General features: G+C 32.4%; 15 protein-coding genes and 1 pseudogene. 11 read left to right on the forward strand and 5 right to left on the reverse strand.

What is annotated here, in order from left to right; translation table 11 throughout:
• The first annotated feature begins 13 nt into the window (after positions 1 to 13).
• The 6 genes and pseudogenes from ygiD (at position 14) to kdsB (ending at position 3877) form a co-directional block, all read left to right on the forward strand.
• Positions 14 to 844, forward strand: coding sequence for a 4,5-DOPA-extradiol-dioxygenase (gene ygiD, locus DR871_RS07570; RefSeq protein ID WP_113665839.1), 831 nt, complete (start codon positions 14 to 16; stop codon positions 842 to 844).
• Positions 845 to 946: 102 nt separating this feature from the next.
• On the forward strand, positions 947 to 1732 hold the full coding sequence (locus DR871_RS07575; RefSeq protein ID WP_113665838.1) for a hypothetical protein: 786 nt from the start codon (positions 947 to 949) through the stop codon (positions 1730 to 1732).
• A 12-nt stretch (positions 1733 to 1744) separates the two neighbouring features.
• A complete protein-coding gene (locus DR871_RS07580; protein WP_113665837.1) occupies positions 1745 to 2002 on the forward strand; it encodes a hypothetical protein in 258 nt (85 codons plus the stop codon).
• A gap of 141 nt (positions 2003 to 2143) precedes the next feature.
• Positions 2144 to 2326: pseudogene (locus DR871_RS07585) on the forward strand (cytidylyltransferase domain-containing protein); the annotation flags it as partial.
• A 72-nt stretch (positions 2327 to 2398) separates the two neighbouring features.
• The gene (locus tag DR871_RS07590; protein ID WP_113665836.1) at positions 2399 to 3085 is read left to right on the forward strand and encodes a GNAT family N-acetyltransferase; all 687 of its coding nucleotides are present in this window, start codon (positions 2399 to 2401) and stop codon (positions 3083 to 3085) included.
• A gap of 66 nt (positions 3086 to 3151) precedes the next feature.
• Positions 3152 to 3877, forward strand: coding sequence for a 3-deoxy-manno-octulosonate cytidylyltransferase (gene kdsB, locus DR871_RS07595; protein ID WP_113665835.1), 726 nt, complete (start codon positions 3152 to 3154; stop codon positions 3875 to 3877).
• Here the strand turns inward: kdsB and DR871_RS07600 are convergent, their stop codons facing one another.
• Positions 3878 to 4588, reverse strand: coding sequence for a potassium channel family protein (locus DR871_RS07600; RefSeq protein ID WP_113665834.1), 711 nt, complete (start codon positions 4586 to 4588; stop codon positions 3878 to 3880).
• A 97-nt stretch (positions 4589 to 4685) separates the two neighbouring features.
• The gene (locus DR871_RS07605) at positions 4686 to 5351 is read right to left on the reverse strand and encodes a spermidine synthase (protein WP_113665833.1); all 666 of its coding nucleotides are present in this window, start codon (positions 5349 to 5351) and stop codon (positions 4686 to 4688) included.
• Between the two features lie 61 nt (positions 5352 to 5412).
• Here DR871_RS07605 and DR871_RS07610 point away from each other — a divergent pair, with 61 nt between their 5' ends.
• Positions 5413 to 5967 (forward strand): 1-acyl-sn-glycerol-3-phosphate acyltransferase, encoded by a 555-nt coding sequence (locus DR871_RS07610; protein ID WP_113665832.1) that lies wholly within the window; start codon positions 5413 to 5415, stop codon positions 5965 to 5967.
• A gap of 102 nt (positions 5968 to 6069) precedes the next feature.
• Here DR871_RS07610 and DR871_RS07615 read toward each other — a convergent pair whose 3' ends face one another.
• Entirely contained in the window at positions 6070 to 6546 is a 477-nt protein-coding gene (locus tag DR871_RS07615; protein WP_113665831.1) for a helix-turn-helix domain-containing protein, read from the reverse strand.
• Between the two features lie 311 nt (positions 6547 to 6857).
• Here DR871_RS07615 and DR871_RS07620 point away from each other — a divergent pair, with 311 nt between their 5' ends.
• The 4 genes from DR871_RS07620 to DR871_RS07635 all read left to right on the forward strand — a co-directional run bounded on the left by DR871_RS07620 (position 6858) and on the right by DR871_RS07635 (position 11773).
• A complete protein-coding gene (locus tag DR871_RS07620) occupies positions 6858 to 8012 on the forward strand; it encodes a M14 family metallopeptidase (RefSeq protein WP_113665830.1) in 1155 nt (384 codons plus the stop codon).
• A 76-nt stretch (positions 8013 to 8088) separates the two neighbouring features.
• Complete coding sequence (locus DR871_RS07625; protein ID WP_072943262.1) at positions 8089 to 8568, forward strand: Lrp/AsnC family transcriptional regulator; 480 nt, start codon at positions 8089 to 8091, stop codon at positions 8566 to 8568.
• A 92-nt stretch (positions 8569 to 8660) separates the two neighbouring features.
• A complete protein-coding gene (locus tag DR871_RS07630) occupies positions 8661 to 11246 on the forward strand; it encodes a phosphoenolpyruvate carboxylase (protein WP_113665829.1) in 2586 nt (861 codons plus the stop codon).
• Between the two features lie 11 nt (positions 11247 to 11257).
• Positions 11258 to 11773, forward strand: a complete 516-nt coding sequence (locus tag DR871_RS07635; protein WP_113665828.1) for a DinB family protein — start codon at positions 11258 to 11260, stop codon at positions 11771 to 11773.
• Between the two features lies 1 nt (position 11774).
• Here the strand turns inward: DR871_RS07635 and DR871_RS07640 are convergent, their stop codons facing one another.
• Together DR871_RS07640 and recQ are read right to left on the reverse strand one after the other, a co-directional pair.
• Positions 11775 to 12251: a DNA-deoxyinosine glycosylase gene (locus tag DR871_RS07640; RefSeq protein ID WP_113665827.1), complete on the reverse strand. Its 477-nt coding sequence runs from the start codon at positions 12249 to 12251 to the stop codon at positions 11775 to 11777.
• Positions 12252 to 12260: 9 nt separating this feature from the next.
• The gene (recQ, locus tag DR871_RS07645) at positions 12261 to 14372 is read right to left on the reverse strand and encodes a DNA helicase RecQ (RefSeq protein ID WP_113665826.1); all 2112 of its coding nucleotides are present in this window, start codon (positions 14370 to 14372) and stop codon (positions 12261 to 12263) included.
• Positions 14373 to 14406: the final 34 nt, after the last annotated feature.

Genomic DNA, 14406 nt, shown 5'->3' on the forward strand with positions numbered 1-14406 from the left:
AAATTTTATTCACATGAACACATTAAACGACTTACATAAAATATCTGGCTCTTTTTCGAATACCGAAAAAATGCCGGTTTTGTTTTTGGGACACGGAAGCCCGATGAACGCAATTGAAGATAATCAGTTTGTGACGGGTTTTCGAAATTTGGCTAAAACGTTACCGCAACCAAATGCCATTTTATGTATTTCGGCGCATTGGTATACCAAAGGTACCAAAGTTACCGCAATGGAAATGCCCCGAACGATTCACGATTTTGGAGGTTTTCCACAAGCACTGTTCGATGTACAATATCCCGCAAAAGGAAGTCCGGAATTAGCAGTAGATACCAAACATTTATTATCGCCAGTAGAAGTAGAGCTGGACGAACATTGGGGTTTGGATCATGGTGCTTGGAGTGTTATTAAACATTTATATCCCGAAGCGAATGTTCCTGTGATTCAGTTGAGTATTGATTATACAAAATCTGGGCAATACCATTTTGACTTGGCTCAAAAATTAAGTGCGTTGCGTACCAAAGGAATCTTGATTGTAGGCAGCGGAAATATTGTGCATAATTTGAGATTGGTCGATTTTCATAATTTCAAAAAAGACAATTATGGTTACGATTGGGCAATTGAAGCAAGAGAATCGGTGAACAACTATTTATTGGATGGAAATTTCCAGCCGTTGATTGATTTTGAGAAACAAAGCAAGGCGTTTCAATTAGCTATTCCTACGCCAGAACACTATTTACCTTTAATTTATACTTTGGGATTAAAAGGAAAATCCGAAGAACTGAGTTTGTTTAATGACAAGTTATTGGCGGGTTCGTTGAGTATGACTTCGGTGAAGATTATGTAGGAAGGTTTTGTGGAATAAATCTTATATTTGGTATATCAACAGATAATTTTAGAAATATTATTTGGAAAGTCAATTCAATTTTTTGTCAATAATTAAAACATAATGAACAAAAATATTAGTAGATCAATAATAAATTCTAAAGGAGAAATTCTATTCTTTGGTTTGCAAGACTTTATCAAAAATATTATTGAAAATAAATATTGTTTCATTTGTGGAGCAAATCCAAATTTAAAAAAATTCAATGATGAGCATATAATTCCTGATTGGATTCTAAAAAAATACAAACTACACTCTCAAAAAATTACCCTACCAAATGGTACAAAAATAAATTATGGACATTATAAAGTTTCATGTTGTCAAGAATGTAATACTGAATTAGGTAAAACGTACGAGCTTCCAATTAGTAAATTACTAAATAAGTCTTATAATGATATCTGTGATGAACTAAAAAAAAATCCAAGTTTATTTAAACTTTTATTTAGATGGGCAGCTCTTATATATCTAAAAACTCATCTGAAAGATAATTCATTTTTACTAGAAAGAGATAAAAGTAAAAAATCAGGGTTTATTGCTGATAATTATTATTGGCAAGATATGCATCATATTCACTGTATTGCAAGAAGTCATTACACAAAAGCTAAAATAGACGAAAATGTTTATGGTACAGTTTTAATTCTTCCAGCATTAAAAATTGGAAATAGAGAAAATTTTGATTACGTTGATAGTGAAACAGCTAAATCAGTTTTATTACAATTAAATGAATTTAGTATTATTGTTGTATTAAATGATTCTTCCTTTAGTTATATAATGTTCAAAGAATTTATTGATAAAATTGAAGGACCACTAAGTTCCTTTCAGTTAAGGGAAATTCTAGCTCATTTGAATTAGATCAATATTAATTTGAAAGAGAGACCAGTTTATCAATCAAATATTAAATCTGATGGGAATTATTATATCACTTCAATAATTCCTGAAGATATTTGCTTAATTGAAGAAGCAAAAAGGATTTCCTCACCAGGAGAATTTTTAAAACTTTATGTTAATGAATTGATAGGTAATATTAATAATAGAGAGACAATCATTAATGAAATAGGTGAAGGAAAAAGGAATTTCTTGATAGATAAAGAGGGTCAATTTATTAATCACGGTCAAATTTAATAAGTACAACTATAGCAAATCGCAATTATAATAAATCGATAAAAGATATATTTTGTTAGATACTAACGAGTCCCTCGAACCAGCAATTAAAAACTAAAACTTTGCTACTTAACGTCTTCGTGGCAAATTAAAAAGATATAAATGAAAATAATAGCAGTCATTTCCACAAGTTAAGCCTCGACACGATTTCCCGCAAAACTAATGCAGGATTTGTGTGGTAAAACCGTCATTTTAAGAACTTATGAAGCAGCCATAAACTCGCAATTGTTTGATGATGTTTTTGTGGTAACAGATTCAGATTTAATTTATGACGAAGTCATTTCTCCCCAACTAGCGCCAGCGTCTCGCTCGTGACAACAAAGTAAATCATTATCACTAACATCAAAACCAATTATTGTGAAAACACGAGACGATAAAAAATTAGATAATCCGGTTTGGTTTTCGTTATCAGAAACGGATCAAAGTTTTGCGGTAGATTATGGCAGTGTAAAATTCTATCATTCGGATTATTGTCCGTTTGGCGGTTTTGAAAAGGGAAATGCGATTGCAAAGTCTATTGATGAATATTCTGAGATGGTTGATAGTTTTTTTATTGTTGGAGAAAAGCCGGAACTTTCAAATCTATTGAAGGTAAATAAAGAATTGGTTTGTCTTCAAATGATTGTTTACAATCGAATCGATATTGCCATTAATGACCCAATTGTAAAACTGACTGACGAACATATTGATGCTTTATATGAGTTGGTGAATTTGGTGCAACCAGGATATTTTAAAAAGAAAACCGCTTTATTAGGTAATTATTATGGCATTTTCAAAAATGAAGAACTTGTTAGCGTGACTGGTGAGCGCATGCAAATGAATGACTTTATTGAAGTAAGCGCAGTAGTCGCACATCCCAATCATACCGGAAAAGGATACGCCAAACAATTAGTGATCCATACCGTAAATGAAATTTTCAAGCAAAATAAGATTCCTTATTTACATGTGATTGAAGACAATAAAGGTGCAATACAATTGTACGAGAAATTAGGTTTTTCAACCAGGCGAAAAATTAGTTTTTGGAATATCACGAAGCAAATTTAAGGATTGAGAACAATTTTGTAAATCCTAAAAACATACTAACTTAGCGCTTTAGCAATTCCATATAAAATGAAAATAATAGCAGTCATTCCCGCACGTTACGCTTCGACACGATTTCCCGCAAAACTAATGCAGGATTTGGGAGGCAAAACGGTCATTTTAAGAACCTATGAAGCAGCCATAAACACGCAATTGTTTGATGATGTTTTTGTGGTAACAGATTCGGATTTAATTTATGACGAAATCCTTTCTCACGGTGGAAAAGCCATCAAGAGTATTAAAGAACACGAATCAGGAAGTGATCGAATTGCGGAAGCAGTCGAAAATCTGGACGTTGATATTGTGATTAATGTGCAAGGAGACGAACCATTTATCGATGCGGAACCTTTGGCAAAAGTGATTGAAGTTTTTAGAAATGATTTGGATAAAAAAGTAGATTTAGCTTCTTTAATGCGCGAAATCACTAATGAAGACGACATCAATAATCCGAACAATGTAAAAGTAGTGGTGGATCAAAATGGATTCGCATTATACTTTTCACGTTCGGTAATTCCATATCCAAGAGAGAAAAATGTGGGTGTTCGCTACATGCAACACATCGGGATTTATGCTTTTAGAAAACAAGCTTTATTGGATTTTTACAGTTTACCAATGCAATCTTTGGAAGCATCCGAAAAACTAGAACAATTGCGTTATCTGGAATTTGGAAAAAGAATTAAAATGGTGGAAACGAAACATGTCGGAATCGGAATTGATACTCCCGAGGATTTAGAAAAAGCGAGAAAAATGCTGTAGTTACTCCAGATTTTCATGATCGAAATAACCTTTTGTTTTTACTTTGGTGGAGAAGAAATTCAAAAAAAGCACAATGAAAAATAGAAACAGTAAGGCTTGTGTAGTAACTAGAAATTTCCCTATTGGTGTAATGGGATGGTAGTCGCCGTAGCCGATGGAAGAGGAAGTTACAATACTGAAATAAATAGAATCAAACCAATGGAAAAACGGTTTGTTCATATAATTTCCAACAGAATAAAAGACTGCGTACGCAAATGCAATCTCTAAATAGTTAAAGAAAAGCAACAACATGGATCTCTTGTATGAGCGTGGTTTTGAAAATAAATCAGAAGCAAAAATCAGTGTTGGAATATAAAAAACAGTTTCCAAAAAAACATAAACAAGAATCCAAATAATCCACTGATGGCTTTGCCAATGATTTACTAAAATCACTATTGGAAAAATTACTTTTAATAAAACATAAAAGTCTAAAGCTAAATCTTGGTATTCAACTCCCTTCTTGCTGGCCCAATATTTAATGTAAATCCCTGGAAAAAGTAATTGGGACGAAGCCAATATTAAACGGACAATTTTTTCAATGCCATTGTCTTCCTGATGATCGTTATTCCAAATGGATTGAATATTCTGAATCCGTTTTTGGATAGGATTAAATTTAGGTTGCACGCCCTTTGACGTTTTTCCCAGAAGTAGTTTTTTTAAAATTTTTTTCATTCCAGCAAAGTGTTAAATAACGCTATGTAAGGTTACAAAATAATTGTGTTGCTTGACCAGAATTCCATTGTGAATTTTGACAAAAAAAATTAATGATTTAACTCAGTTTCTCAATTAGAATTAGTTCGTTATGAACTTCAAGTCTGGGAATGGTCTTAATCTGAAATTTATCTTTGTAAAACTCGGAAACGTATTTTTTATTTCTTAAATTTTGGCTTTCATTTAATAACATGGTATTGAAAAGTATAAAACCATGACCTTTTAAAAGAGAGCAAACTCTATTGATAAAAAAAGTTTCAAACAAGAAATTAGGCATTGTTGTATCTTGAAAAATATCAATAATAATTAAATCGTATTTGGTTTTGGTTTTTAGAACAAATTCGAAAGCATCATCAATTACAATTTCAAGATTTTCAATTTCGTTTAATTTAAAATAGGTATTGGCTATTTTAATTATTTCGGGGTCAATTTCAACTCCGGTAATTTTTCCTTTATATTTTATTTCGTCCACCAAGGTCTTAATCACACTTCCGCCTGCAACTCCCAAAACAAGAATATGTTTCATGGGAACTATCTTTTCGAAGCCAATATTTTTTAACCCCAATCTTAAAATACGTTGTAAACTTCCATACGAATAATTGGCATTTTCCGAGTCTAAAACTAATTCACCATTTGCCCAAGTGACTTCAATCGATTTGCTCAATGAAGATTTTGTTTCATAAATTTTTATTGGAATGAGATAACTGAATATTTTTTTAATCATTATTGGCAGTTTTACTCAAAAATAAGATTTAAATTATTTATTTTGTGTGAAATAAGAAAGAATGAAGAAACAATTTTACAAATGGATATTTTTCAGGCTCATGGGATGGAAAATAGTGGGAGGAATTGACGCAAATATTAAAAAATGTGTCATGATGGTGATGCCGCATACGAGTGCGCATGATTTTTATTTGGGTATTTTCACCAGAGGCATTACCGGATTAGAAATGAATTGGGTGGGTAAAAAGGAATTGTTTCGTTTTCCTTTCGGATTTTATTTTAGATATATGGGCGGCGAACCACTGGACCGTTCTGGCGGTTTGAATAAAGTGGATTCTATCGCGGCTATTTTTCAAAGGAAAGAAATTTTTCGTTTGGCTGTTGCTCCAGAAGGAACCCGTGAAAAAGTTACCGAACTAAAAACAGGATTTTATTATATCGCTTTAAAAGCAAATGTTCCTATAATTCCTGTAACGTTTGATTTTGGAAGAAAAGAAGTGAACTTAGGAAATCCAGTTTTACCAACTGGCGATCTCGAAAGTGATATGGCAGTTTTGAAGAAACACTATAAAGGTGCAAAAGGTAAAATTCCGGAAAACGGATATTCATTTGAATAAATAATAGTGTAAACAATAAATTCAGTTTATTGTAAAAATAATTGTTATAGCAAAATAATGTATGAGAACCCCAATTCGAAATTCCGAATTGGGGTTCTTTTTTTAATCGGGAACATAACTTTTAAAAGTTCCATTTTTATAAAAAATTACGATTTTATCTATTTCAGTTGAATCGGATTCTTTAGGGCTATTTTTATTTTCTATTTTTTTTGTTTCCAATGCAGGAATCGGATTTGGAATTTTTATTTCGGAAAATAGATTCTCAGGAATTATATCAGCAGAAGCTGGAGCAGGAATATTTTGTTTTACAACTTGCTCAACGTTGTTTACTGTTTTATCAAACTGCTCCGAGTTTTTAGGAAAAGTTCCTTTTCCGTTCAATATCCAATACAAATCTACATCAGGAAAAACCTCTAATATTTTAAGAATAAAATCCAAGCTAGGTTTGTTTCTTCCTGAGAGTAGGTGAGACAAACTGGAGCGCTGTACACCAATTTTATCCGCAAAAGAAGAAGCATTCAAGCTGTAGTAATCCAGTATGATTTCTAATCTTTTTATAAAATCCTCGATGTTTACCATTGTAAATTATTGATATAAATTAACTATTTACAAATGTAATCAAAAGTTATCAAATAACCAATATTACAAGTGTAAATAACATTTATTATACTAATTAACATAAAGTTTAGCATAATGTGATTAATTATAAATAATTGATAATATGATAATTACATACTAATTAATTGTTAGATAACATTTGTTAACCGCAAGTAGTAAAAGGACTCACTTAAAAGGCAAAGATGTGTTTACAGGATTGAAATAGTTGAAATATAATTTGTTTACAAATGTAAATATAAAGATGTTTACTTTTGTAAATCAAATAAAACAGCATGGATTTAGAACAATTATTCAGTCAATATAAACAAGAAACTATTCACGGTCGTTACATTACTTTAGATTCTATTGAACCGTTATTACAAAAATTAAACACCAATAATCAACTTCAAATTATTGGAAAATCAGTTTTAGGAAAGTCGATTTATTCGTATGAAATTGGAGAAGGTAAAACTAAAATTTTCCTTTGGTCACAAATGCATGGTAATGAAAGTACGACTACAAAGGCACTATTTGATTTTTTGAATGTGTTGCAAAGCGGTTCGCAATTGGCACAACAATTATTAAATACTTTTACTTTTTGCAGTATTCCAATGTTGAATCCTGACGGTGCCACATTATATACCAGAGAAAATGCTAATAAAGTTGATTTAAATCGCGATTCGCAAGCACTTACGCAGCCAGAAAGTAAGATTTTAAGAGAAGTTTTTGAATCTTTTAAACCAGATTATTGCTTTAATCTTCATGATCAGCGCACTATTTTTGGCGTAAGCGATACTGGTAAGCCGGCTACTTTATCATTTTTGGCGCCTTCTTATAATGAAGAAAGAGAAGTAAACGAATCGAGATTAAAGGCTATTAATTTGATTGCGAGTATAAATGAAGAGCTTCAGAAGTATTTACCGAATCAAATTGGTCGTTTTGATGATTCTTTCAACATAAACTGTATTGGTGATACATTTCAATATCTGGGCGTACCTACATTATTGTTTGAAGCGGGTCATTTTGCAAACGATTATCAAAGAGAGGAGACGCGTAAATATGTTTTTATGGCGCTAATTTCAAGTTTTACCATACTTAGCGAAAACGATATAGTTAGCAACGGAATTGACAAATATTTGAATATTCCTCAAAATAAAGTCGTTTTTTATGATTTAATGTATAAAAACATCAAAATAAATTATGATGGTATCGAAATAATCACCAATTTTGCAGCACAATACAAAGAAGAGTTAATTGAAAATCAGATTTGTTTTAATGCTTATGTATCACAGATAGGCGATTTAGAAAATTATTTTGGTCATTTTGAATACGATGCTGAAGGAGCACTTTATAAAGATGATTTTGATTCAATTCCTAAATTAAACCAAAAAGCTGATTTTTATTTAGATAATAACATAAAAATTGTTAACGGAATGATAAAAATATAATATTTTTGTCTTTTTATTGTTTTTATGTATATTTTTATACTTTGTTAAAGCAATTAATAATATTAATTAAAGAGTTATGAGTAAATTTCGTTTAGATGAAGTAGATCACCAGATTTTAGATATGTTGATAGACAATACAAGAGTTCCATTTACGGATATTGCAAAAAAATTATTGATTTCTGCAGGAACTGTCCATGTCAGAGTTAAAAAAATGGAGGACGCCGGTATCATAATGGGATCTTCATTAGTGCTTGATTATGACAAATTGGGATATTCTTTTATCGCTTATGTAGGTGTTTTTCTAAACAATACGTCACAAACAAAATTTGTTTTGGAACGAATCAATGAAATTCCTTTTGTAACGGTAGCTTCTGTTACTACAGGGAAATTTAATATCTTTTGTAAAATTAGAGCAAAAGACACGAAACATGCTAAAGATGTTATCTTTATGATTGACGATATTGATGGAGTTTACAGAACTGAAACGATGATATCACTAGAGGAAAGTATAAATGATAAGAAGCGGTTGATGCATACTATTTTCAAAAATATGTAATTAATCTTGAATGCGCTATATTTAAATATAACCTCAAGTTAATTCTTGGGGTTTTTTTATGAAAAATTAACTAAACCAACTACAACTAGACTATGTACACATTACCGAAAATTGAACGTTTCAACCAGGATGTTCTCTCTAAATACAACATTTACAATAGTGTATTTATTACATTGCCCTTTCAATCCATAGATAATACAGGAGCTTTACTGCCTTTATTTACAGATATTTGTGATACAGGATTCAAAAAACAAGAAACTCCTAAGGAGATTGTTGATTTTTTTGCAAAAAGGTATTTACACGATCCTTCAGAATCAGATAAGATTGATATCATGTTTCGTTTTATTCAATATATCGAACGTCAGATTGTTCTGTTTGATGCTATTGAAGATGCTGCTTTTCCGGTTGTTAATAATATGGAGGGAAGAGGATCGTTGAGAGATATTAAGGAAAAATCAGATGCAAAAGACAAAGAAGACGAATTGGTCGATTTTCTGGAAGATTTCAATGTTAGAACGGTTTTAACTGCGCATCCTACACAGTTTTATCCTGGTGCTGTGCTTGGAATTATCAATGATTTAACTGAAGCAATTCGTAAAAATGACTTACTGAACATTAAGCAGTTACTGGCTCAATTAGGTAAAACTCCTTTTATTCAAAACGAAAAACCAAATCCTTTTGATGAAGCAGTAAGTTTGATCTGGTATCTTGAAAATGTATTTTATCATACTTCCGGTGAGATGGTGCATTATCTTCAAAAAAATATTTTTAACGGAAACTCCATAAAAAATCCTTTGATTAAACTTGGTTTTTGGCCTGGTGGTGATCGTGATGGGAATCCATTTGTAACAACCGAAATAACTTTGAAAGTAGCGGAACGCTTGCGAACTTCTATTTTGAAATGTTATTACATCGAAATGAGGGATTTAAAAAGAAAACTAACTTTCTCTGGTGTTGATACTTTGGTTACTGAACTGGAACAAAAACTTTATAGGTCGGTGTTTTATTCCAAAGGAGAAATTTTCATTACTCTTGACGAATTTAAATCGCAGTTAAGTAAAATAAAACAAATTATTATTGATCAACATCAATCGTTATATTTAGATGAATTGGAAGCGCTTCTGATAAAAGTAAATTTATTTGGGTTTCATTTTGCATCTTTAGATATTCGTCAGAATAGTAAAATTCATGATGCTGTGTTTAATGACGTTGTTGAATTTTATCTGAAAGCTAATCCTGATGTTTTTCCGAAAAATTATTTTGAATTAAAAGAAGAAGATAAGCTAAAGGTCTTATCAAATGTAAGCGGAAATCTTGATGCGGCTGTTTTTCCGAATGAGATGACTCGTTTGACAATCGAATCCATTCAAGCGATTAAAACAATTCAGGAAAATAATGGTGAATTTGGTGCCAACCGCTATATAATTAGTAATAATGAAAGCGCGCTGAATGTTATGGAAACCTTTGCGTTATTCCGTTTGAGTAATTGGGAGAATCCTCCAGTTGATATTATTCCGCTTTTCGAATCGGTTGATGATTTGCAAAATGCGCATGAAATCATGGAGAAATTGTACACCAATCCAACTTATGCGGCACATTTAGCCAGTAGAAACAACAAACAAACCATCATGCTTGGTTTCTCTGACGGAACAAAAGACGGAGGCTATTTAATGGCGAATTGGAGTATTTATAAGGCAAAAGAAGAGCTTACTGCGATTTCCAGAAAATATGGTGTAAAAGCAATTTTCTTTGACGGTCGTGGTGGACCTCCAGCCCGTGGTGGTGGAAAAACACATAAATTCTATGCTTCATTAGGGCCAAATATTGAAAACAATGAAATTCAGGTTACGGTACAGGGACAAACGATCAGTTCTAATTTTGGAACTTTAGATTCCTGTCGTTATAACTTGGAGAATTTATTAAGTGCCGGTGTAACCAATCAGGTTTTTAGTAAAGGACAAAATGAATTGACTTTGGATGAGAAAAATATATTGGATCAATTGGCAGGATTTGGTTATGAAAAGTATTTAAGCTTTAAAAACCATCCTAAATTTATTCCTTATTTGGAACAAATGAGTACGCTAAAATATTATGCTAAAACGAATATTGGAAGCCGACCATCCAAAAGAAGTAAATCAGAACATTTAGATTTCGCTGATTTACGTGCGATTCCTTTTGTGGGTTCTTGGAGCCAGTTGAAGCAGAATGTACCCGGATTTTTCGGTGTAGGTACGGCACTCAAACATTTTGAGGATACAAATCAATGGAGTAAAGTTCAGGACTTATATGACAATTCATTGTTCTTTAAAACCTTGTTAGAAAATAGTATGATGTCATTGGCTAAGTCATTTTTCCCACTGACAGCTTACATGAAAAAAGACCCTCAGTTTGGTGCTTTTTGGCAAATTATTTATGACGAATTTTTAGAAACAAAACGATTACTTTTGAAAATTGCGGGCCATAAAGAACTGATGGAAAATTATCCTGATGGTAAAGCATCAATACAAATAAGAGAGCGTATTGTATTGCCATTGTTGACAATACAACAATATGCTTTGTTACGAATTAATGAGTTAAACAAAGAAGTGCAACCAGATGAAGCGTTAATAAAAGTGTATGAAAAAATAGTGACTCGTTCTCTTTTTGGAAATACAAATGCTAGTAGAAACTCCGCTTAAACGATAAAAAAATGATGTCAACACAATTGCCAACAAATGAATATGCTCCTTTTTATGCTCCTTATGTAAACGCTTTGGGAGAAGTAAATTTGATAGAAGAATTAGAAATTTCATTACATGATTTTATCCGTTTTGTTCAAAATATCCCAATGGATAAATTTGATTATAGATATGCAGAAGGGAAGTGGGATATCAAAGAAATTATTCAGCATGTCATAGATACCGAGCGTATTTTTGCGTATCGTGCTTTGCGTATTTCCCGAAATGACCAAACGCCTTTGCCAGGTTTTGATGAAAATGATTATGTAAACAATACTCAAGCTACCAATAGAAGTATTCAAGATTTGCTAACTGAATTTTCAGCTGTGCGACATTCGAATTTGTTTCTTTTTAAAAGTTTATCTGAAGAACAATTAAAGAGAATTGGAACTGCTTCAAATGCTGCTGTGTCGGTTCGTGCGATCGGTTTTATTATGATTGGGCATCAGAAACACCATCAAAAGGTTTTTCAGGAAAGGTATTTATAATTTATTGAAAACCGGTTGACCAGATTTTTAGCTTGTTGTCAAATGACATAGTATTTGCAGGACTAGTAGAAGGCATCACATAATACGTGATGCCTTTTATTTGTCCAAATTTCTTCAGAAAGTATTTATGACTTTCCTTTCCGTTAAACATGATTCTAGTGATTCCGGAGAATTCTTTGAATAATGTTTCAAAATCATTTTCTTTTTGATTTTTGATATGGATGTCCAAGCTTCCTTTTCTTTCGCAATTTTCTAAAACATCCCAAAGCCCAATGTTGTTTGCTTGGAGTAATTGTATCTTTTCATCGAAGATTTCAGATATTGGTAAATTATCCAGCAATGTGTACATTATTTTCCAGAAATGATTTCTTTTGTGTGCATAATATTCCTGCTTTTCCAGTGATGCGATGCCGGGCATAGTTCCTAAAATCAAAATTTTGGTTTGAAAATTTACAAAAGGAGGAAAGGATTGTATCATATAATTCAATTAAAGTACAGCATTCTCTTTTTCTATTACAGCTAATGCCAATCGGATTTTTCCGTAATCTATTTTTTCTTCGAAATAATCAAAATAGGGTTTAAGAGCATTTGGGAATTCCAGTTTTATTTGTGCTTCGGCAATTTGCGAAACTTCTTCTTTTGAGATAAACGAATCCAAATCTATGTCTGCTCCGTCAATATACAGTTTCGCTAAATGGGACATAATGGTACTTAATCCTAATTTCCTTTTTTGAGCAATTTCCTCAACAGAAAATCCGTTTTTATAAAGTTCTAATGTTTCTTTATAAGTTGTGGCTTCTTTTTTCTTTTTAGTGCCTTTTGCTTTTTGGAAATCTTGAATAACTTTTATAAAAGCATCGCCATATTTTTCCAGTTTTGCTTTACCAACGCCATCAATTGCGAGTAATTCGGTATCACTCATCGGTCTTTCGGTTTCCATTTGGCGCAAAGCCGCATCACTGAAAATTACATAAGCTGGAACGGATTCTTCTTTAGAAATTTCATAACGTAATTTCCGTAAGGTTTCAAAAAGCGAATTAGCTACTGTTTTGCTTTTCGTTTCTTTGATTTCTTGCTTCTCGATATTGATTTTTTTAACCGTCGTCAGTTGTACTTTTTCGCCTTCAAACAATACTTTTTTAGCTAAAGAAGTAAGTCGAATTTTATTTTGCTTATGAAAAGCAATCTCACAGTACCCAAGATTTATCAATTGTATTAAATATTGATTCCAGTCAAACCATGAAAGATCAACACCAACACCATATGTTTTCAGGTTTTGGTATTCTTTTTCATAGATATACGCATTTTTGGACCCGCGCAAAAAGTCAATAATTACAGGTAATGGTTCTGTTTCCTGTAATCGAATAATTGCCGATAATGCTTTTTGAGCAATTATGGTTCCATCGAAAAAAAGCGGCGGATTTTTACAGATATCACAATTTCCACAATTCTCTGTAACGAGTTCGCCAAAATAGGAAAGCAATATTTTTCTGCGACAACTTAATGCATCGGCATATTGTTTCATTCGCTCCAGTTTGGCAAGTTGTACTTCGGCGTTTAAACCTTGAGAAGCAAATTTTTGCAATTGAATCACATCGCCATAACTTTCGAACAATACTGTTTCTGATGGCAAACCATCGCGACCTGCACGACCAATTTCCTGATAATAACCTTCAATGTTTTTTGGCAAGTTATAGTGAATCACCCATCGAACATTTGATTTATCAATTCCCATCCCAAAAGCAATGGTTGCACATACCACTTTGCAATCATCATTGATAAATTCATCTTGTGTTTTCGAGCGAATTTTATTGTCTAAACCGGCGTGATAGGCCTTAGCACTAATGCCGATTTTTTGTAATTTTTCGGCTAATTCTTCGGTTGTTTTTCTGCTCAAGCAATATACAATCCCGGATTCGTTTGGTTTTTCTTGGATGAAATCTATTATCTGTTTGACTCTGTCTAAAGCGGGACGCACTTCTAAACTTAAATTTTTTCGATCAAAAGAAGCAACAAATAATTTCGGGTTTTTTAGATTTAATTGTTCGCTAATATCCTTACGTGTAGCTTTATCAGCAGTGGCAGTTAAAGCTAAGATTGGAGTAGAAGGGAAGCGATTTTTTAGATATCCAAGATTTGTATATGCTGGTCTGAAATCATGTCCCCAAGATGAAATGCAATGCGCTTCATCAATAGCGATAAGACTTATGGTTAAACTATTGAAAATATTATCCAGAAATGACAAGCTTTCTGGAGCAATGTAAACGAGCTTAATTGTATTCGATTTTAAGCTTTCGATATAAAATTGACGTTCGTCTTCGGTTTGACTGCTGTTGATAAAACAGGCTTCAATTCCATTTGCTTTCAAGCCATCAACTTGATCTTTCATCAAAGCGATAAGCGGGGAAATTACGATTGTAATTCCGGGAAAAAGTAATGCTGGTAATTGAAAACAAATTGATTTCCCACCACCTGTAGGCATAATTGCCAATGTATCTTGCCCAGAGAGAACACAGTTTATTATTTCCTCTTGGTTGGGTCTGAATTTTTCAAAACCAAAGTTTTCTTTGAGTTTGGCATATAAAATTTGCTGAGTCATTTTGGCGTATATTTAGAAGTCTAAAGTTATAAAA

This window comes from Flavobacterium petrolei, assembly GCF_003314435.2.
GTDB classification, from domain to species: domain Bacteria; phylum Bacteroidota; class Bacteroidia; order Flavobacteriales; family Flavobacteriaceae; genus Flavobacterium; species Flavobacterium petrolei.